This is a genomic window from Psychrobacter sp. VH5 (genome assembly GCF_050572635.1).
GTDB classification, from domain to species: Bacteria; Pseudomonadota; Gammaproteobacteria; order Pseudomonadales; family Moraxellaceae; genus Psychrobacter; species Psychrobacter celer.
On record NZ_CP192145.1, the window covers coordinates 785,741 to 808,360 of the forward strand.

The window sequence follows — 22,620 nt, forward strand, 5'->3', positions numbered from 1 at the left end:
TTTACAATGGGTTAGAATGATATAGTCCATCTGATATAAAAATGATACAACGCTTCATTGAGCGACTAATAGCCATATATCTGATTTATTTGGATGCGATTATACTCTTTCATCTGCCCTGCTGAATTTGCTAGTAGCGTTGTAGATATCGCGGTGCGTTTTTATCGTCATAAATGCTATATTGCTGGTTATGATAGCAAGTCACATGGGCAATGACAGTCTAACGTGGTAACTATTTGCTACGTTTTTGTGAGCCGGCTTTGATGTCAGTGATATGCACTCAACTATTGTTATCACTCAAGCAGCGTCTTGTTTGGCTTATTCGCTTCGGCTATCGGCACAAGTGCCCCTTTAGGATTTTTATTATGCCCCTCACTCATACCAGTGCATTTAGCCAACTAGATAACATAGCAGATGATGCGTTGGTACAGTTGGTGTATGTCAGTAGTCTGACGCTGCGCTCACGCTTAAGCGCTTCGATATTTGATGAAGTAGAAGGCCATGCGAAAGATTTTAATGAGCAGCATGGTATCACCGGTACGCTCTGTTATGGCAACGGCCATTTTTTGCAATGTATTGAAGGCGAGAAGGCCAAAGTGGCGGCGCTGACGCAGCGTATTTTTGCCGATCATCGCCACAAACATGTCGAGGTGCTACTGTTACGGCAGGTAAGTGGCCGCCGCTTTGCTGACTGGCGCATGCGTTTGCTTTTTTTGGAGCGCTGGCTTTGGTCGCCTGCCACCAAGCAGCAGGCAGCGCAGTTGTCACCGTATCTGCCATTTGCGCCGCATGGCTGGTCGCCTGAGCGTACCGAACAGTTTTTGCAAATTATCAAAACTTTTGACACCCCGCCACATATCAAAGCCGCTGGTATTACTTATAATGCGCTGGGCAATATGGTGCGTCATATCGCCGCCCCGCATCAAGCGTTTTTAGTGGTGCAAGGGTTTTTAAGTGTGCTATTAATCGTTGGTTTGATGCTGTTGTATTTATAAGCGGTGCTATTGTGCGAAAAGATAATAGAAAAATGACGCTAAACTCTGAGGTTTAGCGTCATTTTTTATGGTTATAGATGGGTTGTTTTGATAAAAAAATTCTTACACATCAAAGACCTTACCACGATTCATAATATTGTTGGGATCAAACACCTTCTTAATCTCACGTAAATACGCAATCTCAGTCTCACTGCGGCTATAGTGTAGATACGGTTTTTTCGTCATACCCACCCCATGCTCTGCAGACACCGAGCCGCCATATTTTTGTACCGTTTCAAACACGTATTTATTGACAATTTGACACTCACTAAAGAAATCATCTTTGCTCATGTTTTCAGGCTTTAGAATATTGAGATGCAAATTGCCATCGCCGATATGACCAAACCAGCACACCTCAAAGTCTGGATAGTTGCTGGCGACGATATGATCAATCTCAGCGATAAACTCCGGTACATAGCTGATGAGTACCGACACATCGTTCTTATAAGGGGTAAAGACTGAGATAGTCTCAGAGATATACTCACGTAGCTTCCACAGCTCTGCCGCTTGCGCAAGACTTTGGCTCATGACACCATCGACGACCCAGCCTTCACTCATACAATGCTCAAAGATGGCCATGGCTTTATCCATGATAGGCTCATACGGCGCTTCAAACTCTAGTAGGGTATAAAACTTGGTACGAGACTCAAAAGGCTCTTGTACTTGACCATGGGCCATGAGTTTATCGATAGCGACGTCATCAAAGAATTCAAAGGCGGTCAGATCAATCTGCGCTTGAAAGGCGGATAACACATTCATGACATCATTAAAGCTGTCCATGCCCAGTACCATGACGTTTAAGTCTTGCGGCTGACGCTCAAGCTTGATTTGGGCATGGGTGACAAAACCTAGGGTGCCTTCACTACCGATAAACAGCTGACGCAAGTCGTAGCCGGTGGCGTTTTTTATCATGCCGCGGTTGAGCTGCAAGATGTCGCCTTTACCGGTGACGACGGTGAGCCCCATGATCCATTGACGGGTCATGCCATAGCGGATGACCTTGATGCCGCCGGCGTTGGTGCCGATGTTGCCCCCGATTTGACTGGAGCCTGCTGAGGCAAAGTCGACAGGGTAGTATAGGTTTTTTGACTCTGCGAACTGTTGCAGCTGCTCGGTGATGACGCCGGCTTCAATCTCGACCATACGATCGGCAGGATAAAAGGTGCCGATTTGGTTCATTTTGTCCATGCTGACGACGATTTCGCCATTGGCGGCAACGGCACCTGCCGACAGACCGGTACGGCCACCACTGGGGGTGAGGACGATGTTGTGCTCATTGGCAAGCAGGACGATGGCTTGTACTTGTTCGGTGGTCTTTGGAAAGACGATGGCAGAGGCGGCTGGGGCGAAGTGTTTGGTCCAGTCTTTGCCCCAATACTCAAGGCTTTCAGGGTCGGTTTTGATTTGGGCTGGGTCAAACTGATGGCTTGCAAGCAAACAGTCTAAAAGGCTTTGGACGGCGGCGGTACTAGGGTTAGACGGGCTTTGGCTAGATAAAGAAGTCATGGTCAACTCTCGGTATAGACGGTAAGTACTATGCATAAAGGGGATTATTATATCGCTAAATGGATATAACGCGGCAGTTATAAGTATGTTTATATAAGGGGAGGTCGCCCTCAAAAAAAACAGTTCAACCCAGTTTGGCAGCGTGTCGCTACCAGCGTTTACTATAGCATAAATAGTTTTCAGGCTAGATAATCAATAATTCATCTAATCTGCTAACATCGAGACGGAATTTTGTGTAAGATATCTGGACTGTTTTCGTTTCACCCATCATAGATTATCGAGCAGATAATCTTATAAGACAATCATAGGACAGTTCTCATATGGCGTTATCATTAGAAAAAGACAAAATTCGTTTTTTATTGCTTGAAGGCCTGCACGACAATGCCCTAAAAGTATTAAAAGACGCGGGCTACCACAACATCGAAAATATCAGTCACGCCTTAGATCAAGATGAGCTGATTGAAAAAATCAAAGATGCGCATTTTATCGGTATTCGCTCGCGTACGCAGCTGACACGTGAAGTGTTGGAGCATGCGCACAAGCTCATCGGTATCGGCTGTTTTTGTATCGGTACCAACCAAGTCGATCTAGATGCGGCTCGCGACCTAGGTATCCCCGTCTTTAACGCGCCATACTCGAACACCCGCTCGGTGGCTGAGCTGGTATTGGCAGAAGCCATCATGCTATATCGCGGCATTCCAGAAAAAAACGCCACCGTTCATCGCGGCGGCTGGGGTAAATCTGCCACCAACTCGCATGAAGTACGCGGCAAAACCATCGGTATCGTCGGTTATGGCTCTATCGGCTCACAGTTGTCTGTACTGGCCGAAAGCTTTGGTATGAAAGTCATCTATCATGATGTCGTGACCAAATTGCCATTGGGCAACGCCGTACAAGTGGGTAGCCTAGAAGAGCTGCTATCAACCGCTGATATCGTCACCTTGCATGTGCCTGACGTCTCAAGCACCCGCTATATGATGAAAGCTGAGCAGTTTGCACACATGAAAGACGGCAGCTACTTTATCAACGCCGCTCGTGGTACTTGCGTAGAGATTGATGACTTGGCGGCCGCGCTTGAGTCTGGTAAGCTTTTGGGCGCTGCGGTTGATGTGTTTCCAAAAGAGCCAAAATCAGCGGACGAAGAGTTTGAATCACCACTACGTAAGTTTGACAATGTGATCTTGACACCGCATATCGGTGGCTCAACCCAAGAAGCACAGGCCAATATCGGTCTTGAAGTGGCTGATAAGTTTGTCAGATACTCAGATCAAGGTGATACGGCGACCGCGGTGAACTTCCCAGAGGTTTCTATACCGTTTAAAGAAGGCTCACATCGTCTGCTACATATCCATAAAAACGTGCCAGGCGTACTGTCACAGATCAACCGTCTGTTCGCCGAGGCGCATATCAACATCTTGGCGCAGAGCCTGATGACAGAAGGCGATGTTGGCTATCTCGTGATGGACGTTGACTACAACGATTCGACTGCTGCACTCGATCAATTAAAAGATGTAGAAGAGACTATCCGCGTACGTATCTTGTTCTAAAATTAACCGTGATCGTTTAGGGCGTGTTGAACCTTCAACACGCCCTAATGTTACAACTGATACAAAAAAAGAGATGCGCTATGAATAGGGCATCTCTTTTTTATGGCTAATCGTTTAAACGTCTAACATTTAAAGCAGTGTATGGTGTTAACGGATTAAGCTTTGGCTTTATTGGCCGCTTCTGCTTGTTGGCGCGCTTCCATTTTAGCCGCTTTACGCTTTTCGATGATGTCCATCACATCGCTACCAATATGCGCTTCACCACGTTTTTTGGCCAGCTGCATTTGATGCTCGCGCTCACGGAAGCGAGCCTTTTGTTCCTCAGTCGCTTTGTCGATACAATGCGGGCACGACTCACCTTTGATATAGGCGGCGCTTTGCATGTCCTCGGCTGTAATCGGCATACGACAAGCAAAGCACTGCTCGTAGTTGCCTTTTTCTAAGTTGTGATTGACTGATACGCGGTTGTCAAAGACAAAGCAGTCGCCTTGCCACATAGAGTCACTGGTAGGGATTTCTTCTAGGTATTTTAAGATACCGCCTTCTAAATGATAGACCTCCTCAAAGCCTTGCTCGCGCATATAGGCCGTGGACTTCTCACAGCGAATACCGCCGGTACAAAACATTGCCACTTTTTTGTGTTTGGTTGGATCGAGCTCTTTTGCCACATATTCTGGAAACTCACGGAAGGTTTCGGTGTGTGGGTTGACGGCGTTTTGAAAGGTGCCAATCTGTACTTCGTAGTCGTTGCGGGTGTCGATTAGGAGCACGTCAGGATCAGAGATCAGCGCATTCCATTCACTCGGCTTGACGTAGCGGCCGACAGATTGCAGTGGATCGATATCTTCTACGCCCATGGTGACGATTTCTTTTTTGAGCTTGACCTTGGTACGATAAAAAGGCTGGACGTCGGTATAAGACTCTTTAAACTCAAAACGACCAATCGCTTCAATGCTACGCAAATAATCAAGGACCGTATCGATGCCTTGGCGGCTACCAGAAATCGTACCGTTGATGCCTTCATTGGCCAACAATAAAGTGCCTTTGACGTCATTGTCCAGCATGATGTTTAAGATCGGCTCACGGTACTGCGCAAAGTCAGTAAAGCGTGTGAATTTATAAAGTGCGGCGACGACGATATTGTTGGTTTCGCTGTCGTATTCGGTGGCGTGTTGTTGATTATTTGTGCGGTTGTCAGTGGTCATACAAGTCTCCTGCTGGCTGAGTCGTAAACCCAGTGCAATAGTGATAAAAAAGGTAGATAAGCAAATAACACTAGCGCAATTGTGGAATTAGGCCAGTGCGCGCGTAGTGTAGCAAATTTTAATAGGGTTTTGAATAGTTTATGTCGCTCAGCTTGATAGGAGCTGAAATAATAAATGTTTTGATTATAAGATAAAAACAAAAAAGCCCAGAAAAATACTGAGCTTTTTATAAAGAATTTGATGTTTTCAGCTTTGTTTATAAATATGTTTCCTATGATATTGTAAATACTTCTTATGCTCAGAAGAAATATTTGATAGTTTCATTTCTTTGTTGATAGATAAAGCCTGAAGGTCATTGGCACTGATTTTATTTGAGATTAGTATTTGACCTAAATCATTGAAACTTATAAAACCTGCATCAAAACACACATCCAAATTTGGTGATAGAAGTAAGCCGTTGTAAAGGCTAAGACGTTCTATGTCTCCGCATTCAGACCAAGGTTTGATATGAGATGCTCTTAATAGTTTTAGTTCCTTACATCCAGTGACAGCACAAGCAGACCAATATTCAATAAGGTTTTGTCTAAACAGTCCTTGACCTATACGTGATCTTACAACTGAGTCCTTCTCTGTACTACTAAGACTTAAATACTCACTAACATCAGCAAGCTTATCTTCTTTTTCCATTTGTGCAGAAAGCATCCAAGCAAACGAATGCGCATCTAATAAGCTAACCTCACTTTTGAGTTTTTCAATTAGCATTATTTTGATATCACTAATAATTTGCAAGTAAATAAAGTAGTTTTCCCAAGAACAACGTTGACTAGTTTTGAACTCTATTCCTAATAATGAGAATGCTCTATCAAAATAAGTAGGTGCGATAGGTAAGTATTTCGAATTATCTTTAATAAAGTAAAGATAAGCTAAAAGAGAATAGTTCCTTCCAAAAATTTTAATCAATTTATCAAATATTTGTTCGTCATTTGATGAGTGATAAAGGTTAAATAAAGCGCTCTCAACTTCCTCTGTCTTAATAGAGTTACCAATTGCTTCAAAAAGTGGTTGATGTGGTCGATTTTGTTCACCATAGCGATTTTGCCATGGAACTAAATTATTATCTGGAAACGCAATGGCCTCGATGGTTGCCAATATAATTTTCCCACTTCCAATATCATGATTTTTCCATGTATGAAACGAAAGCTTATTGCGAGCAACTCTATAAATTTGATACTTATATCCTTCTTGTTGATCTGTATAAGGATGTGAAGCAAAAGATACAAAAGGTATATTTGACTTTTCTCCTACAAACCTTATAAAAGCATCGTACTGTTTTTCAAAGAGGTATGGGTTTATTGTTGGGGTAACTGTTTGCATAACATTCCTTCGATTTAGGAGGCTATAAGTTTATCAAGTGAATAGGATTGAGCTGCTTTCACTTTACATAAATCTTTTGCTTTCATACACAAAAAATCCAGCGCATTGGCTGGATTTTAATCGCTGAGAGAGTCGGTATAAAAGCTATTTGCTTTGGAACCAACGATCCGCTTGGCTACGAGCATTGGCGATGTCTGAGCTGGATAAGTTCAACGCCAGTTGACCGATTTTGCCACGGGCTTTGTTGCGTACTTTTTCATCAAGCATACCGTCACGGGCAGCCAAATCGTACCATTTATAGGCATCGACCAGATTCTTTTGTTTTTCATCGAGCAAAGCTAGCGTGTAGCTGGCGCGATTGTCACCGCGCATGGCCGCTTTTTCTAACCAGTGGCGTGCTTGCTGAAGATTGGGCTTCACGCCTTCACCGCGTAGATACATGATGGCCAGATTTAGCTGGGCTGGCGCAACACCTTGCTGCGCAGCTTTGGTATACCACTGAATGGCTTGCTGAGTGTTTTGTGCCACGCCTTCGCCTTTTTGTAGGCGCTTGGCTAAGTAAAACTGCGCATGGTCATTCCCTTGCGCCGCACGGTTGGACAGCTCACTGACAGGCATCAGCTCAAAACGTGAGGTATCAAGCGGTACGTTTGATATTAACTCAGCATTGGCAAGACCTGCACAAGAAAATAAGGCAGTAAACAACGCAGCTTTTAATAGTTTCATAGCAGCTCCAAAATTAGGCAGTTAATAAGCAAAAAAATTGTACCGCTAAAGTATCTTAGGCGGCGCTAATGATAAGGGAGCGTCGTATCAATGACGTGTTATCCAAACGTCCCAAACCATCCATTAAGTATAGTGAGCCCTTTACCTGAACGCCTTGCTTAGCAGTTGCTGTCAAGTCAAACAGACGAACGGTGCAAATACGGGTGTCAGTGACATTATTTTGCTAGCTTAACACCCACACTTACGAAACTCAAATACTAATTACAAGAAATCATGGCCGATTATACCTGAGTGTCTTTAATAAAATCATAGAGTTACTTGCGCGTAAGAATAAATCAATCATTTTATAAAAATCAGACAAGGAGGATTAGGCCGTTTGGTTTTTGAATATTATGCAGGCTTCCGTTTGGTGACGCGATAAATAGCGACATCTGCCAAGAGGTTGGGTGCTTGACGGATTAAAGACGTCATCAGCGGTGAATGGCCTTTTTCTGAGTCGCTAACAGCAAAGCGGTTGATGATATGAATGTCATGCTCAGCACACAGCTGCTCAAAGTCTTTAAAGGTACACAAATGAATGTTTGGGGTGTTGTACCACTCATAAGGCAGGGCTTCTGAGACTGGCATCAGGCCTTTTAGTCCAAGGTGAATACGGTTTTGCCAATGGGCAAAGTTGGGAAAGGTGATGACCGCTTCACGGGCCACGCGTAGCATATCGAGCAGCAAAACGTCGGGGGCTTTGACCGCTTGGAGCGCCCGTGCCATGACGACGGTGTCAAAGCTGTCGTCAGCAAAGCGCGCCAGCCCATCGTTGAGATCTTGCTCGACGATAGAGAGACCCTTGCTGATGGCTTCATTGATTTTGTCTTCATCAATCTCTAGGCCATAACCCGTCACGCCCAGTTTTTGCTGCAAGTGCGCGAGCAGCTCACCATTACCACAGCCCAAATCCAGTACGTGCGATTGCGGCGCGATCCAGCGCTCAGCCAACTGATGGTCCATTCTCATGAGCGTTCTCCTGTGCCGGTCACGTTAGTGGTCATAAAAGGGGCGGTCAAAAAGCCTTTGATCGCGCCCATATAACGGGGGATATCAAATAAAAACGAATCATGACCATGTGGGGCGTCGACATTGATATAGCTGACCGGCTTGCCTGTGGCCATCAGGGCATCCACGATTTCTTGTGAGCGCTCAGGGGCAAAGCGCCAATCAGTGGTAAACGACACCACCAGATATTGGCACTTGGTATGGGCAAGGGCGGATTTTAAGGCGCTCAGCTCAAGCTGGCTGTCGGTATCGTCGCTGTGCTCAGCAGTATGGTCGCTACCTGTGTGCTCGTTATTGATGCTGGTAGCCAGACTATCATCGATGGCTGTGTCGTCGGCAGTATTCGCATAATTGGCATAGTCGCGCGTAGGATCAAAGTAATCTAAAGCTTTGGTCATGAGCAAATAGGTATTGGCATCGAAGTTTTTGCTAAAGCGCTCGCCTTGATAGCGCAGATAGCTCTCTACTTGGAACTCAACATCGTAGCCGTACATAAACTTGCCCGATTTTAGATCGCGGCCAAACTTGGCCTTCATCGCGTCATCGGTCAAGTAGGTGATATGGCCGACCATACGTGCCAATATCAGGCCGCGGCGTGGATAAGTGCCGGCTTGTATATAGCGGCCGTCTTTGAAGTCTGGGTCAGAGAGAATGGACTGACGAGCGACTTCGTTAAAGGCGATGTTTTGTGCCGATAGCTTGGGCGTGCTGGCAATAATGACGCAGCGTTTTAGCCTGTCTGGATAGTCGACTGACCATTGCAGTGCTTGCATACCGCCCATAGAGCCACCGACGATGGCATGCCAGACATCGATGCCTAAGCGGTCTGAGAGCAGCGCTTGGGTTTTGACCCAGTCTTTGATGGTGATCAGCGGAAAGTCAGGGCCATAGACTTGTGGCTCGCTGCCATCAGCTTGATCGAGGGTATCAGGGTTGATGGTGGTGGGTCCTGTCGAGCCAAAGCAGCTGCCGATATTATTGACACACACCACATAAAACTGATTGGTGTCGATGGCTTTGTTGGGTCCGATCATATTGTCCCACCAGCCCGCTTTTTTGTCATCATGGCTATAATACCCTGCTGCATGATGGCTGCCAGACAAGGCATGGCAAATCAAAATAGCATTTGATTTGTCTTGATTGAGCGTGCCGTAAGTCTCTACCATCAAATCAAAAGACGGCAAGGTGCGATTGCACTCAAGGGTAAGCGGCTCGGCAAAATGGATTTTTTCGGGCGTGACGATTCCGACTGAGCCTGCCTGATCGGCCAAGCCTTGTGGGTCGAGTGTATCTGTTGGAAGTTGGTCACTGGTACTATCAGAGCGTGCGTTCAAAGCTACCTCGCAAGACAACAATCATCTATAAATAAGCGTCAATTAAGCGTCAGTAAAATCACCAGCCACACAAGCAAAATAGCATGTATGTTCTTATACGGTTTTGGTGATGGTTGGCTCTATTGTATGGCGATGGGCGTAGGAGTACAACCTCCGTACGCAGTCTTTATTTGACCTGCGTAGCAAATTGTATAAAGACGGCCTTTACCATGCGTTTTTTGGCGATAAAGTGCTACACTAATCAGATGCTAAATGAATAATGCCTTCATAATCCTTTTTATCACTTATGAATCACACACGACTTTTATGAAACCTAAACTGCCGCCACGTATCGCCGTCTTATTGGTCAACCTTGGGACACCTGATGAGCCGACAGCGCCTGCTGTCCGTCGTTATCTCAAACAGTTTTTATCAGACCCTCGGGTGATTGAAATCCCTAGGTTTTTGTGGGCCATCATTCTTAACTTGTTTGTCCTGCCTAGTCGGCCGAAGCGCGTCGCAAAAGCTTATGCCAGTATTTGGGAGGGCGACTCGCCGATCCGCAAGATATTAAACGGCCAAGTGGCATTATTGGAGCCGCGTCTGGCCGACAGCGCAGCGCCGTTTCGTGTGTCGGTACATGCGGCGATGAGCTATGGCAATCCTGGTCTGCCTGAGGTGATGGACAATCTACGCGATGAGGGCGTGGATCACTTTGTCATCTTGCCATTGTTTCCGCAGTACTCCGCCACATCAGGTGGCGCTGTCTATGATGCGCTGACCAAATGGACGCTGACGCAGCGCAATTTGCCCAACTATACCATTGTAAAGGACTACTTTGCCCATCCACTGTATATTCAGGCACTAGCAGACTCGATTCGTCGCTTTCAGGCAGAGCATGGCAAACCTGACAAGCTGATGTTTAGTTTTCACGGTATCCCGCAGCCGTATGCGGATAAAGGCGATCCGTATCCAAAGCGCTGTAAGTGTACTGCCGCCCAAGTGGCCCATGCGCTAGGTCTAAGAGATGATGAGTGGATCATCAGCTTTCAGTCGCGTTTTGGCAAACAAGAATGGGTCAAGCCATATACCGATGTGGTACTAGAGGAGTGGGGTCAGTCTGGCGTGCGCTCGGTGCAGGTCATCAGTCCTGCATTTTCTGCCGATTGTCTGGAGACGCTAGAAGAGCTGGCGATTGAAAACCGTGATAATTTCCTTAATGCTGGCGGGCAAGAGTATCATTATATACCTGCACTTAACCTTGATGAGGCGCATATTGATTTGCTCGAAGCGCTTAGCAAACCATTGGTCAAAGGCTGGGCGGGCACGCTTGATGGTTGGGCGTAGTTAAGTTTTTTGATCTTAATGAAAGCCTTTTGATCTTCATGAATGATAAAAACACCGGACATGATGTTCGGTGTTTTTTTACCAGTGTTTGACGTCATTGATGCTGTGCTGAGCAAATAGGGTTAGAAGTTATCGTCGTTACTGCGCCCAGCAGCATCGGTATCAGCGATATCGACGATGTCTGGATAATCCTTGTCATCCAGATTGTCCTCTACCAATACCTCATCGACACGGGCTTCATCGATATTTTGGTGATGCATCGGTGTGAGGCCTTGCGTGGCTTCGCTGCCTGCTTGTGAGTTGTCGAACCCTGCGCTATTGTCAATGACGTCATCGTCATCAATCGTATGCAGCATTGGATTGTCTAAATCGACTCGCTGGTTGTCATCGCCATCGATACGGTCTTGCGCCTCTGGGAGCGGGGTTTTTGTATTATCCATCTGTCATTCCTTTTATCTTATGATTGGTTTTTATCTGTATGATGAGGATTAGTGTGCCGTGTTAGCTCGAGCTCGACTAGTAGTAAGGTGTCACAGGATGTTCAAAAAATGTAAGACAACTCGCAGTGAGCGTTATTTATATTCAGTTCAAATTAAAATTGTTATAAATCTAAACGCGCTACTGGTATAAATTTTACTTGCGTGCTGTTATCACAGAGGCTGCGCAAAATTCATCCCAGCAGCGCTATGTCATTTTTAGAGTGAATTGACTATATGACCCTTGTTTATCGCCTAAAATATGTCAATGTATGGTCGGTCATGGTCGGCCTGATAACCGCTATGAGCTTAAGCGCTTGTGACGATCACCAACCGTCAGTCAAACGGACGTTATAAAAAAGCTGTTGGTCATGGAGGCCAAGCTACCAAGTGCCGCGGCCGTGATAGAGTGGGCGCAGCTGACGCCCAAGCAAACTGTGACGATAAAAGGCCATCAGATCCTGAGCAAAAGCTGCGACTTAACAGGTCAATCGATACGCTTCGAGCTCAGTGACTCTCATAGCTCGCTTGACTGTCAAGGGGCGCAGCTTAGTCCCAGCACCGATGATTCATCAAAGGCCAGCGCTATTATGATTAAACCAAAATTGAGTAGCCGTCAGGACAATATGATAAGCATTTGGTAAATGGGCTGTGCTTTATTTGGCACCCACTTTGGTATTTACCCAGCGGATCACAGGATCAGGCGTGACTTGTGAGAGGGTCTGAAAGACTTTGGCTGGCATGCCGACCGAGTAATGCGTGCTTTTGAGTTTACGATTGGGGCGGGTGGTCAGTTTGCACAGAGTCTTTGCCACATCATTGACAGTCAAATTGATACCCAAGCGCTCAATACTGGTGACACTAAGACCCTCTGTCATGTCTGATTTTACCCACAGCGGCATGACATCAATGACCTTGATACCAAGGCGGTCATACTCGATATTTAGCCCTTCGGTAAGTCCACGGACAAAAAACTTGCTGGCAGAGTACGCTGCAACCTCGGGCTGGCCGTAAATGGCCGAGGCCGAGGAGACATTGACGATTTTACCATTGGTGCTATCCGCTAAATAAGGCGCAAGCTTATGACAGCCGATAAGCACGCCTTTACAATTAACATCGACTAAGGCCAGCTGCTCTTGCAAATCAGTCGTCGGCAAAGTGCCACCGACCAACACGCCTGCGTTATTGATTAGCGCATCGATACTGCCAAAATGATCAATCATTTGTGTGATGGCGTCGTCCCATAGCTCAGGCTGGGTGACATCTAATTTACCAATAATGACACGGTTTTTTTTCAGCGCTTTTTTAAAGGCTTTGTCGCCGATGGCATTCTCAAGCGTGGCCGTATTGGTCGCAAACAGGCCGACGTTGTGGCCTTTTTCTGCCAGTCTTTTTGCGGTGGCCAGACCGATACCACGTGAGGCGCCAGTGATTAAGATATTCATAATAAGTGACTCGGTGATTTGGGTGTGTCCCCATTTTTATTACCCTTGTCAAAATGAGGACACGCCCTAGCTGTAATGGATAAGTCGAGAGCAAGTGGATATCAGAGATATGTGCGCTCGGGCATTGATCCAGTATAGCAAATCTGGCGGCAAGTATTGATAGGCAGCGCGGCACAGCGGCTTTGGCCGAGGTTAGATCAGATATCTATGCTGAATGTGACACCGCGTGAGAGTGCGATAGGTCTGCGCGCGCTGAGGGACAGTCATAGTCGCTTAACGTAAAGCGCCATAGGTATATCAAGGCAATGGCATAGATGGCGGTTTCTGATAGCTCCTCGATCACCACGCCAAGGGTTTTAGGTATGCCAATCATGTTTTCGCCCATGTATTCTAGTAGTGCCAGTACCGCTACCGTCAAATATAACGATATGGGCACACGTTTTAGTACTGCCAAAAGATAGCGCCATGAGTAAGCCAGTAGCCCAACAATCATCAGGTAGACGACGGTTAGTACACAATCTTCCCACCAGTCATAGGGCTGGCTTAGCAATAAAAAATCAGCGGGGATAAAAAGATCGGGTAAGTAGTTTAGCTCGCGGCGTATGACCGCAAAAAACACCAGCACTGCCGCCAACCAAAACGCTTCAGTTTTTTTGCTATGACTGCGCCGAAAATACTGTAGACAACGTATCCAGCAAGCGAACAATATAATAATGCCAGGGGCTTCGATAAGACCATCTGTAATCAAAATAAGGACTCCAGATTTTGCAATAAAAAAAGTGAGCGCTAAGGCTCACTTCCAATCACAAGTAATATAAAAACAAAGATATAAAATAGAGATACAGCGTTATTATACGCTTGATTATCCATAGATGGCATTATGAAACATAACTAACTGGTCATAAGGGATTGTTAATATTTATAAAATAGTAAACACCGTTTCACAGCTAGCAACATACTATTTGTCTTGTGCCGGCTGCCAAGCGAGACAGCAATGAGCTATCGCGGACTAAAACAGTGCCTCCATGCGTAATAGTGCTGATGGGTAGTGGTCTTTGTTTTCTGTTTTGTCATTATAATAGTTTAGCTCTGTCTGCACGTAGAGCCACTCCCGCCAAATCGGCTGACGGTAGGTGATGGCTGGGCCATAGCTATTGAGAAGTGATTTGTTTTTATCAAAATAACCACTGGTTGAAATACCATAGGCCAGCTGCTTTTCTTCACCGAGCTGATGGACTTGTCTTAGATCATGGCTCCAGTCGGTGTCCTCCCTGCTATCCTGATTGCGGTAGCGCACGGTAGTACGGTTGTTAAGAAAGCGTGCTGGATCAGCGCCATATCGCAAGGTGAGTCCGCCTTTGGCGTAGTGTTCGCTATCGAGGCCATAACGATAAAAGCTATCGGTGGTTACTTTTAGCTTCTCGTTTTGGTACCAGTCTCGATCGACACTGACTTTGACATACAGATCATCAAGTGAGCGTACGCCGACATCGACATCTGTTTTGACGCCCAGTTGCTCTTCGATCTCATCGTTGAAGCGTGACCAGCGCAGCGCAATAGAGGCGTTGTCTTCACGAGTCTTTTTACTATTAATTAATCTATCAGAGCTTTCGGTATCGGCCTGATAAGCCGCTCCTGTCGCGCTTTGTCGCAAAAAATCATCATCATCCAAGTCTTCATCACCGATAATCAAGCTTAGGCGGCGCTCTAAGACTGGTAAGCGTAGACGTCCACGAACCCGAGGCTCGACGCTCACATCACTGCCTGATAGTGGGTCATTGGCCCAGCGCGTGTCTAGCACCAGTCGTAGGCTCGCGGTAGCAGGCGCTTTTGGGTCAGGCTCACCAAACCACCCGTCCATTTCGTGCGCCCATTCGTCTAGCTGCGCTTTTGCGTCTTGTCGCCGCTCATCGGCCCAGCCCCATTGTGCTGAGGAGTCAATGGGCTGTGGCGCGGCAAGTGGTGTGCGCGCTTGATAGCCTAGCTGTTGATAGGCTGTGTCTGTTTTATTGACATCACCGACCTGAGGACTGGATGAAGGGTGGGCGGTGTCTTGATGTTTTGCCGGTATGGCGGCGCTATGATCAGCCAACGCTGGCGTGCATAGGTTTAGCGCAGCTAAAGCGGCACAAGTCAAAGTATGACGAGTTGGTGTGGTAAGGCTTGAGGGTTTCATGATGGCAGATAGTCGCCTGTAGGCAAAATTGAAAAATAATCATGCTATATTGACCGATTTCCCAACAGTTGACAAGGCGTATGCGGTCACGCGCATCGATAACTATACTGACAAATAAAAGATAGCAAATAACAAATCACAAAGAGGCAAAGCAGACCGCTCAGCCCTTTTGTGGGTCAATGGCAATAGATGCTATATAGTGATTTCAGTATAAAAACGATACAGTGGGACTGGGATAAATTTTACGCAGCATCGAGCAGCGCAGGCACAGCACGTAAGGAAAATTTATACCAGTTACACGTTGACATATAATGTATCTGTTTTATTGAGAATCGACTATAGTCAATCCGCCATAAAATGAGTACAGTAGCACGCCCTAATTCGATAGTATTTATCGTAGCGGGTGCGATATCTTCTTTGGGCGATTAATGTGCCTCGTCCCAATTGGCGCCGCTATCTGTTTCTACCAGTAATGGTACGGCAAAGTCGACTTGCCAGCCTTTTTCAGCCGCAGTGGTTGTTAACACATCTTGCATCGCATCGGTGATAAGCTGACTAATTTCATCGACCTTATCGCTATCAACTTCAAATACCAACTCATCATGGACTTGCAGCAGCATTTTGGCTTGATCTTTGGGCAATACCTTATCGACAGCAATCATGGCAAGCTTGATGATATCAGCGGCAGAGCCTTGTAGTGGAGCGTTGATCGCGGCTCGCTCAGCGCCTTGCTTGACCATGCGGTTGCTATGAGTGATATCGGGCGTGTAGAGCTTACGGCCCAATATCGTCTCGACATAGCCTTGCTCATAAGCGCTGGCTCGCGTGTTGATCATATAGTTTTTGACACCAGGATAGCGCTCAAAATACATGTCGATATATTCTTGCGCCTCACCGCGGCTCATCTGTAGCTGTTTGGCAAGGCCAAAGGCGCTCATGCCGTAGAGTAGACCAAAGTTAATGGCTTTGGCATTGCGGCGTTCGGTCGCAGTTACCTCAGCGACTTCTTTACCTAGCACTTCTGCTGCGGTGGCCGCGTGAATGTCCAGACCTTCGTTAAAGGCTTGCGTCAAGTTTTTGTCGCCTGAGAAATGCGCCATCAGACGCAGCTCAATCTGTGAGTAATCCGCCGCCAAGATAACGCGACCTGCTGGCGCGATAAAGGCTTGGCGAATCAAGCGGCCGGTGGCGGTGCGAATTGGGATGTTTTGTAAGTTAGGATCCGTCGATGAGAGTCGTCCGGTACTGGTCAATGCCTGATGATAGCTGGTATGTACGCGGTCGCTCTTGGCGTCTGCCACATTGGCCAGCGCATCGGTGTAGGTGCTTTTAAGCTTAGACAGTCCGCGATACTCAAGGACAATCTCGACCAATGGGTGATCAATCTTTGACAGTATCGCTTCGCCAGTCGAGTATTGGCCTGACTTGGTTTTTTTGCCGCCAGGGATGCCCAGCTTATCAAACAGCATCTCACCCAGCTGCTTTGGCGAGCCAAGGTTAAACTCTTCTCCAGCAATTTCATAAGCGCGTTTTTCGAGCGCGATGATTTCTTCATCAAACCGCTCTGATAGCTCATTTAAAAACGAGCGCTTGATTAAGATACCGTTTGCTTCCATTTGACACAGTATCTCGGCCGTTGGAATCTCTAACTCGTGCAGCAGTTTGGCATTATTTTCGTCATCAGACAGTTTTTTATGAAAAATATCAAACAGCTGATAAGTGATATCGGCATCTTCACAAGCATAGTCGCTGGCGATATCGATGGCCACCTGATCAAAGGTGACTTGTTTGGCGCCTTTACCCGCGACATCTTCAAAGCTAATCGTTTGCGTCTGTAGATAGTGGCGTGCCAGATCATCCATACCGTGGCGAGTGATGGCGGCATTGATGACGTAGCTTGCCAGCATGGTATCCATCGCCCAGTTGTTGGGGCTGGCGTGAATCGCGCCGATCAAGTCGATATCATAATGACTTAACACATGAGCGTCGTATTTGAGGTGCTGGCCGATTTTACCGATATTTGGGTTTTCTAAGATAGGCTTTAAACGCGCCAATACCGTATCGCGATCCAGCTGCTTGGCGGTCAGCTCATCCCCTTCTAAACGATGAGTTAGCGGTACATAGTAGGCTTCGTGCGCTTGCAGTGCAAAAGACAGGCCGACGATTTCGGCTTGTCGCCAATAGACGCTGGTGGTCTCGGTATCGATGACGAAGTGCGGCGCGGCTTCTAGTCGCTTGACCAAGCTATCAAAAGCAGGTGCGTCTAAAATCGTATGCCATGCGCTATCGCGACTTTTGCTATCGGTGATATTGTCGATAGTGCTTGACTGTAAGGATTTAGCGATTTGCGCTTGTGATTCACTATCGGCCTGAGCGTGCGCCACGCTTTGTGAGCCATTGGCAGGGTGGTTTGGATGATCAAGCGAGGCCAGCTCGTTTCGAAACTCAAGCTCTGTGTACAGAGCGCGTAACTCATCGATATGGGCGCACGGGTCGGTATTGATTTTTAGATCGGTCCAGTCTTGGCCAATCTCTAAATCGGTGACGATAGTGGCCAGCTGCGCGTTGAACGGAATGTCATCGGCATACTCGACCAGATTTTTGCCAGCACGGCCTTTGATATCAGCGACATTGGCCAGCATGGCCTCGATATTACCGTATTTATTGAGCAAATCTTTGGCGGTTTTTTTGCCGATGCCCGGTACGCCTTTGATGCCATCTGATGAGTCGCCCATCAACGTCAAAAAATCGATCATCTGATGCGGCTCAATCCCGAATTTTTCGACCACGCCTGCGCCATCAGTAATTTTGCCCGTAAAACTGTCTTCTAGTATCACGCAGTCATTAATCAGCTGCATCATGTCTTTGTCACCTGTCGAGATGACCACATGATGACCTTCAGCGACGGCGCGATAAGCCAGCGTACCGATGATGTCGTCGGCTTCTGCGCCCTCGATACGCAGTAGTGGAATCCCAAGCGCGGCAACCAAGCGATGAATATACGGAATCTGCTCAGCCAGCTCTACATCCATTTTGGGGCGATTGGCTTTGTACTCTTCAGACATCGCATGGCGAAAGGTCGGTGATTTGGTATCAAAACACACCGCCATATGGGTGGGGTGATAGCGGCGCATCAGTTTTAATAGCGCATTTAACGTACCACGTATGGCGTTGGTGATGAGGCCTTGCGAGTTTTGCATGGTCTTTGGCAAGGCGTGATAAGTACGAAACAGGTAGTAAGAGCCGTCGACCAAGATAAAAGGTGGTTGCTCTTTATCCACATGACTGGTGTCCATCGTGGCGACGTTGGGCATACAGGCAAAGTCTGGCAAGGTGTTTGGATTGATGGGCGAGTGGGAGTTGTGGTCGTTGTCAGTCATAGAGGGTCACTTATCAAGTATTTGGCAGCAGGTATTGGATAATAAAATATGGGATAAAAACAAGCATTAGGTAAAAAGACACCCTCATTATAACGATAAAATACCTTCTTGCCGAATGAATGACAAACGAATAAGACGAGCCAATAAAAGTCGCGATGTGTACAAGATGCGTACAAACAAAAGTGCCAGACAATAAAAAAGAACCCAGACTTGCTGCGTTCTTTTTATGCTTCGTGACACTATAATCAACTGAAAATAAAACTGTTATATAAGTTTAAACGCGCTACTGGTATAAATTTTACTTGCGTGCTGCGTTCCCAGAGGCTGCGCAAAATTCATCCCAGTAGCGCTATATTCTTTTTAGAGTGCATCGGCTATACAGTAGAGTAGCCGAGAACTTATTGAACCTCTGATGTCACCTCGACGTCGATATTGCCGCGCGTGGCTTTTGAATATGGGCAGACTTGGTGGGCTTTTTCGACCAGCTTTTGGAACTCATCAGCAGATAGCTCAGTGTTTTTGCCAATCACGTGGATTTTTGCCGCCAGCTTATAGTCGTGCCCTTCGCCTTGCATCAGATCCACTTCTACTTCGGTGGTTGAGTCAAATTTGGCTTTTTCCATTTGTTTGACCGCGCCTAATGCGCCATCAAAACAAGCGCTGTAACCCATAGCAAATAGCTGCTCTGGGTTATTGCCGTCTTTGCCAGAGCCGGGCGGTACCATATTGATACTCAGATCGCTATCAGCGAGACTGGCTGAGCCTGCACGGCCGCCGGTGGTTGTAGCTTTAGTAGAATATAACGTTTTCATAACACATCCTTTGTTGTTGGTTTTGTCGCTCGAGGTGAGCTTTATTGATTTAGAGACTATTGTATTAAAATTGATTTAGAAACTTATGTATTAAAGACTTATATAAATACGATTGTAGGTGCGAGCGTCGAATAAAGGCTGGTAAGCTCGTATTGTTCTTATCCATGGTAGCAAGCTATTTGATGCGCACAATGGGTCAGGCGTAAACATATATAAAAAGTTTGTAAATATACAAACAGTGTGCGCATAACAAAACAGCGTTGATATATAAATAATGAGGGTATTGAGGTAAACTAATCACATCAATATCGCTGTTTGATCCTCAGTGTAGATGACAACAAATGGCAATTGACCTGATCATGACAAGGATACTACTTAATGTTAATGAGCAACTCTATAAAAAAACGGATGGTGATTCCCAGCGTATTGTCTGTGTTGGCGTTGACGATGGTTGGCTGCGAAGAAGACGATGGTGTGTATGGTTCGGGGAATAGTAACGAGCTTGAAATCAATCATTTTGAGCGCGTAAACAATAATATCGCACGTATTGAGATTGAATATAGTGATGGAGAGCGTGATATTGATGTCACAAACATCAAGGGTGCGCTGATCTCGCCAAGTATTAATGATTTACCAGTTGCAACCGTGTTAGGAAACAACTTTGAAGGCACCCTCGAAGATCGCTATATTGAAGTAGATGGCCGCACAGTAAAACGCCCTATCTATGAGAAGGGCAGTAATAAACAATTGAACTATCAAATACGCTATAGAACGTTGAACCTATCAGGAACAGATGCTAGTAGCTACCAAAAAGGCAATCGTCCTAGTGATGATCGTGGTATTTTCACTGATTTGAATAATTTTACCAATATTCCTACAAATGCTAGCTTCCCTACTGGTTCCGTGTGTTATATCCCTGTGACTAAGAGCGAAGAAGCGTTTTTTGTGTTTAATGATAAAAACAAAACACGATATCAAACCCTAGAAGACTGGATTGAGGTAAATGAGGATAGGTTTGGTGACAATCAGCGATATTCCACTACCACAGTCAAGGTAGGTAAAGATAATAATGCTCGTGCGGCGCAGGTGACGTTTTTTGCTACCGATGAGCGGCCTGAATATAACTACTATGGTGCTGAATATGGCAAGTCGGTTTTTGATGCAAACTATATCAACAAAAATGAACAGCGACCTAATGAAGACAGCTTTCGCGGCGTAGTCGATTGCACGTTGGTCAATGACGTAGCGGCTGACTTTTTAGAGCAAGAAATCAAACGCTATTATTAAAAAAAGCCCATCATTCAGGCCAAAAACATCGTAACCTCCAAGGTCGCACGCTCTATTGGGCTATCATAGAGCGTGTTTTTTTATGCGCTAATTCTGCAGTCAGGCGCTAAATCCGTTACAATACGCTCATATTTACCCTATTTATTTAGACTAATCTCTAAATGACCCAACTGCTGAAGCCGAACATTATGAGCGTAGACCCAAAAAAACTAAATCAAGAAGTTGCCAAGCGCCGCACCTTCGCCATTATCTCGCACCCTGATGCGGGTAAGACCACCATGACCGAAAAGCTGCTCCTATGGGGACAAGCCATTCAGGTGGCAGGCGAGGTCAAAGGCCGTAAAACCGACCGTCATGCGACCTCTGACTGGATGAGCATGGAGCAAGAGCGTGGTATCTCTATCACCACCTCCGTCATGCAGTTTCCTTACAAAGACCATATGGTCAATCTACTAGATACCCCAGGTCACGCCGACTTTAGTGAGGATACTTATCGTACTCTGACCGCCGTAGACAGCGCGCTGATGATGGTCGATGGTGCCAAAGGTGTCGAAGAGCGTACCATCAAGCTGATGGAAGTCTGCCGTATGCGTGACACCCCCATCATCTCATTTGTCAACAAGCTCGATCGTCAGATTCGCGAGCCGCTTGAGCTGCTCAGTGAAATCGAAGCGGTACTAAAGATTAAATGCGTGCCCGTCACATGGCCGATTGGCATGGGTCAGGATTTTGTTGGGGTCTATCATCTTGCAGAAGACAAAACCTATCTTTATGAGAAAGGTAATGGCGGCAAGATGACCGTCTCTGAAACGCGTGAAGGCTACGATTATCCTGATATACGCGAGCGTCTAGGTCAGCTGATGTTTGATGCTTTTGAGGAGTCACTTGAGCTGGTACAAATGGCGCTCGAAGAGTTCGATGTAGAGGCGTTTTTAAAAGGCGAGATGACCCCTGTGTTGTTTGGTACCGCGCTGGGCAACTTTGGCGTCAATATGGTACTTGATACCTTGGTCAAATATGCCCCGCCACCAAAAGCCCATCCAACGACTGAGCGCGAAGTGGCTGCGACCGAAACGGCGTTTAGTGGTTTTGTCTTTAAAATTCAGGCCAATATGGACCCGCGCCACCGTGACCGCATCGCGTTTTTGCGGGTCTGCTCAGGTAAATATGAAAAAGGTATGAAAATGAAGCACGTGCGTTTGGGCAAAGACGTGCGTATTGCTGATGCCTTAACCTTTTTAGCGGGCGACCGTGAAGCGCTAGAAGAGGCGTATCCGGGTGATATTATTGGCCTACATAACCACGGGACGATCTCTATCGGTGATAGCTTTACCGAAGGCGAGGAGTTAAACTTTACGGGGATTCCGCATTTTGCCCCTGAGCTGTTTCGCCGTGTGGTATTAAAAGACCCACTCAAATCCAAAGCGCTACAAAAAGGCCTACAGCAGCTCTCCGAGGAAGGTGCCACGCAGGTATTTATGCCGCAGATTAATAACGACTTAATCTTAGGCGCGGTCGGTGTCCTGCAGTTTGAGGTGGTGGCCCATCGTCTCAAAGAAGAATACAAAGTACAGTGCAGCTTTGAGCCGGTCTCTATCGCGACGGTACGCTGGATTCACTGTGATGATGAGGCAGCATTGGCGAAGTTTAAGAAAAAAGCCCATGACCAATTATCATTAGATGGTGGTGGTTATCTGACTTACCTTGCGCCATCACGTGTCAACTTGCAATTGATGCAAGATCGTTATCCAGAAATCACCTTTAGCAGCACGCGTGAGCATTAAAACGACTGTTATCAAATCAACCGTATCACTATATTGTTCATTGATTAAGACACGCTAGCCGTGTCTTTTTTATTGTCCGTTATTTATGCGGCAAATGAGTCAAGAGAGGTTTTGAGTGATTAGCAACACTTCAAAAACACAAACAGTGTTCCTACAATACA

General features: G+C 46.4%; 18 protein-coding genes. 6 read left to right on the forward strand and 12 right to left on the reverse strand.

Translation table 11 applies throughout. The annotated features are described in order from the left end of the window. Nucleotides 1-365: 365 nt before the first annotated feature. On the forward strand, nt 366-995 hold the full coding sequence (locus ACNFVB_RS03335; RefSeq protein WP_430738092.1) for a BLUF domain-containing protein: 630 nt from the start codon (nt 366-368) through the stop codon (nt 993-995). A 102-nt stretch (nt 996-1,097) separates the two neighbouring features. On the opposite strand, the gene ACNFVB_RS03340 is transcribed toward ACNFVB_RS03335, so the two are convergent. Continuing rightward, the gene (locus tag ACNFVB_RS03340) at nt 1,098-2,540 is read right to left on the reverse strand and encodes an FAD-binding oxidoreductase (RefSeq protein WP_430738093.1); all 1,443 of its coding nucleotides are present in this window, start codon (nt 2,538-2,540) and stop codon (nt 1,098-1,100) included. A 320-nt stretch (nt 2,541-2,860) separates the two neighbouring features. On the opposite strand from ACNFVB_RS03340, the gene serA reads away from it, so the two are divergent. After that, the gene (serA, locus tag ACNFVB_RS03345) at nt 2,861-4,087 is read left to right on the forward strand and encodes a phosphoglycerate dehydrogenase (RefSeq protein WP_430738094.1); all 1,227 of its coding nucleotides are present in this window, start codon (nt 2,861-2,863) and stop codon (nt 4,085-4,087) included. 155 nt (nt 4,088-4,242) lie between these two features. Here the strand turns inward: serA and ACNFVB_RS03350 are convergent, their stop codons facing one another. The 5 genes from ACNFVB_RS03350 to metX all read right to left on the reverse strand — a co-directional run bounded on the left by ACNFVB_RS03350 (nt 4,243) and on the right by metX (nt 9,710). Beyond that, nucleotides 4,243-5,292, reverse strand: a complete 1,050-nt coding sequence (locus ACNFVB_RS03350) for a rhodanese-related sulfurtransferase (protein ID WP_430738095.1) — start codon at nt 5,290-5,292, stop codon at nt 4,243-4,245. Nucleotides 5,293-5,538: 246 nt separating this feature from the next. Beyond that, entirely contained in the window at nt 5,539-6,666 is a 1,128-nt protein-coding gene (locus ACNFVB_RS03355) for an HNH endonuclease (RefSeq protein WP_430738096.1), read from the reverse strand. A gap of 144 nt (nt 6,667-6,810) precedes the next feature. Further along, nucleotides 6,811-7,392, reverse strand: a complete 582-nt coding sequence (locus ACNFVB_RS03360; protein WP_075102044.1) for a tetratricopeptide repeat protein — start codon at nt 7,390-7,392, stop codon at nt 6,811-6,813. Nucleotides 7,393-7,782: 390 nt separating this feature from the next. Further along, the gene (metW, locus tag ACNFVB_RS03365; RefSeq protein ID WP_100748936.1) at nt 7,783-8,400 is read right to left on the reverse strand and encodes a methionine biosynthesis protein MetW; all 618 of its coding nucleotides are present in this window, start codon (nt 8,398-8,400) and stop codon (nt 7,783-7,785) included. Beyond that, nucleotides 8,397-9,710, reverse strand: coding sequence for a homoserine O-acetyltransferase MetX (gene metX, locus ACNFVB_RS03370; protein ID WP_430738463.1), 1,314 nt, complete (start codon nt 9,708-9,710; stop codon nt 8,397-8,399). Before metX ends, metW begins: the two co-directional genes overlap by 4 nt. 369 nt (nt 9,711-10,079) lie before the next feature. Here metX and hemH point away from each other — a divergent pair, with 369 nt between their 5' ends. Next, nucleotides 10,080-11,099, forward strand: coding sequence for a ferrochelatase (gene hemH / locus ACNFVB_RS03375; RefSeq protein WP_430738097.1), 1,020 nt, complete (start codon nt 10,080-10,082; stop codon nt 11,097-11,099). A 122-nt stretch (nt 11,100-11,221) separates the two neighbouring features. Here hemH and ACNFVB_RS03380 read toward each other — a convergent pair whose 3' ends face one another. Further along, a complete protein-coding gene (locus ACNFVB_RS03380) occupies nt 11,222-11,539 on the reverse strand; it encodes a hypothetical protein (RefSeq protein ID WP_105244844.1) in 318 nt (105 codons plus the stop codon). Between the two features lie 407 nt (nt 11,540-11,946). Here ACNFVB_RS03380 and ACNFVB_RS03385 point away from each other — a divergent pair, with 407 nt between their 5' ends. After that, the gene (locus ACNFVB_RS03385) at nt 11,947-12,219 is read left to right on the forward strand and encodes a hypothetical protein (RefSeq protein ID WP_430738098.1); all 273 of its coding nucleotides are present in this window, start codon (nt 11,947-11,949) and stop codon (nt 12,217-12,219) included. 12 nt (nt 12,220-12,231) lie between these two features. On the opposite strand, the gene ACNFVB_RS03390 is transcribed toward ACNFVB_RS03385, so the two are convergent. The 5 genes from ACNFVB_RS03390 to ACNFVB_RS03410 form a co-directional block, all read right to left on the reverse strand. After that, complete coding sequence (locus tag ACNFVB_RS03390) at nt 12,232-13,020, reverse strand: SDR family NAD(P)-dependent oxidoreductase (protein WP_430738099.1); 789 nt, start codon at nt 13,018-13,020, stop codon at nt 12,232-12,234. A 205-nt stretch (nt 13,021-13,225) separates the two neighbouring features. Beyond that, nucleotides 13,226-13,768: a hypothetical protein gene (locus ACNFVB_RS03395; protein ID WP_430738100.1), complete on the reverse strand. Its 543-nt coding sequence runs from the start codon at nt 13,766-13,768 to the stop codon at nt 13,226-13,228. Between the two features lie 261 nt (nt 13,769-14,029). Further along, nucleotides 14,030-15,196, reverse strand: a complete 1,167-nt coding sequence (locus ACNFVB_RS03400) for a hypothetical protein (protein WP_430738101.1) — start codon at nt 15,194-15,196, stop codon at nt 14,030-14,032. Between the two features lie 425 nt (nt 15,197-15,621). Next, nucleotides 15,622-18,576: a DNA polymerase I gene (gene polA / locus ACNFVB_RS03405; RefSeq protein WP_430738102.1), complete on the reverse strand. Its 2,955-nt coding sequence runs from the start codon at nt 18,574-18,576 to the stop codon at nt 15,622-15,624. 398 nt (nt 18,577-18,974) lie between these two features. Beyond that, complete coding sequence (locus ACNFVB_RS03410) at nt 18,975-19,388, reverse strand: organic hydroperoxide resistance protein (protein ID WP_105244849.1); 414 nt, start codon at nt 19,386-19,388, stop codon at nt 18,975-18,977. A gap of 384 nt (nt 19,389-19,772) precedes the next feature. Between ACNFVB_RS03410 and ACNFVB_RS03415 the strand changes: the two genes are divergently transcribed. Next, a complete protein-coding gene (locus ACNFVB_RS03415) occupies nt 19,773-20,675 on the forward strand; it encodes a hypothetical protein (protein WP_430738103.1) in 903 nt (300 codons plus the stop codon). 188 nt (nt 20,676-20,863) lie between these two features. Next, nucleotides 20,864-22,459: a peptide chain release factor 3 gene (locus ACNFVB_RS03420; protein WP_201587217.1), complete on the forward strand. Its 1,596-nt coding sequence runs from the start codon at nt 20,864-20,866 to the stop codon at nt 22,457-22,459. The last annotated feature ends 161 nt before the right edge of the window (nt 22,460-22,620 follow it).

Bases quoted from the DNA above. Each gene is read 5' to 3' on its own strand.
- ACNFVB_RS03335 (WP_430738092.1), top strand. From the start codon at position 366: ATGCCCCTCACTCATACCAGTGCATTTAGCCAACTAGATAACATAGCA.
- ACNFVB_RS03340 (WP_430738093.1), bottom strand. From the start codon at position 2,540: ATGACTTCTTTATCTAGCCAAAGCCCGTCTAACCCTAGTACCGCCGCC.
- serA (WP_430738094.1), top strand. From the start codon at position 2,861: ATGGCGTTATCATTAGAAAAAGACAAAATTCGTTTTTTATTGCTTGAA.
- ACNFVB_RS03350 (WP_430738095.1), bottom strand. From the start codon at position 5,292: ATGACCACTGACAACCGCACAAATAATCAACAACACGCCACCGAATAC.
- ACNFVB_RS03355 (WP_430738096.1), bottom strand. From the start codon at position 6,666: ATGCAAACAGTTACCCCAACAATAAACCCATACCTCTTTGAAAAACAG.
- ACNFVB_RS03360 (WP_075102044.1), bottom strand. From the start codon at position 7,392: ATGAAACTATTAAAAGCTGCGTTGTTTACTGCCTTATTTTCTTGTGCA.
- metW (WP_100748936.1), bottom strand. From the start codon at position 8,400: ATGAGAATGGACCATCAGTTGGCTGAGCGCTGGATCGCGCCGCAATCG.
- hemH (WP_430738097.1), top strand. From the start codon at position 10,080: ATGAAACCTAAACTGCCGCCACGTATCGCCGTCTTATTGGTCAACCTT.
- ACNFVB_RS03380 (WP_105244844.1), bottom strand. From the start codon at position 11,539: ATGGATAATACAAAAACCCCGCTCCCAGAGGCGCAAGACCGTATCGAT.
- ACNFVB_RS03385 (WP_430738098.1), top strand. From the start codon at position 11,947: ATGGAGGCCAAGCTACCAAGTGCCGCGGCCGTGATAGAGTGGGCGCAG.
- ACNFVB_RS03390 (WP_430738099.1), bottom strand. From the start codon at position 13,020: ATGAATATCTTAATCACTGGCGCCTCACGTGGTATCGGTCTGGCCACC.
- ACNFVB_RS03400 (WP_430738101.1), bottom strand. From the start codon at position 15,196: ATGAAACCCTCAAGCCTTACCACACCAACTCGTCATACTTTGACTTGT.
- polA (WP_430738102.1), bottom strand. From the start codon at position 18,576: ATGACTGACAACGACCACAACTCCCACTCGCCCATCAATCCAAACACC.
- ACNFVB_RS03410 (WP_105244849.1), bottom strand. From the start codon at position 19,388: ATGAAAACGTTATATTCTACTAAAGCTACAACCACCGGCGGCCGTGCA.
- ACNFVB_RS03415 (WP_430738103.1), top strand. From the start codon at position 19,773: ATGAGCAACTCTATAAAAAAACGGATGGTGATTCCCAGCGTATTGTCT.
- ACNFVB_RS03420 (WP_201587217.1), top strand. From the start codon at position 20,864: ATGAGCGTAGACCCAAAAAAACTAAATCAAGAAGTTGCCAAGCGCCGC.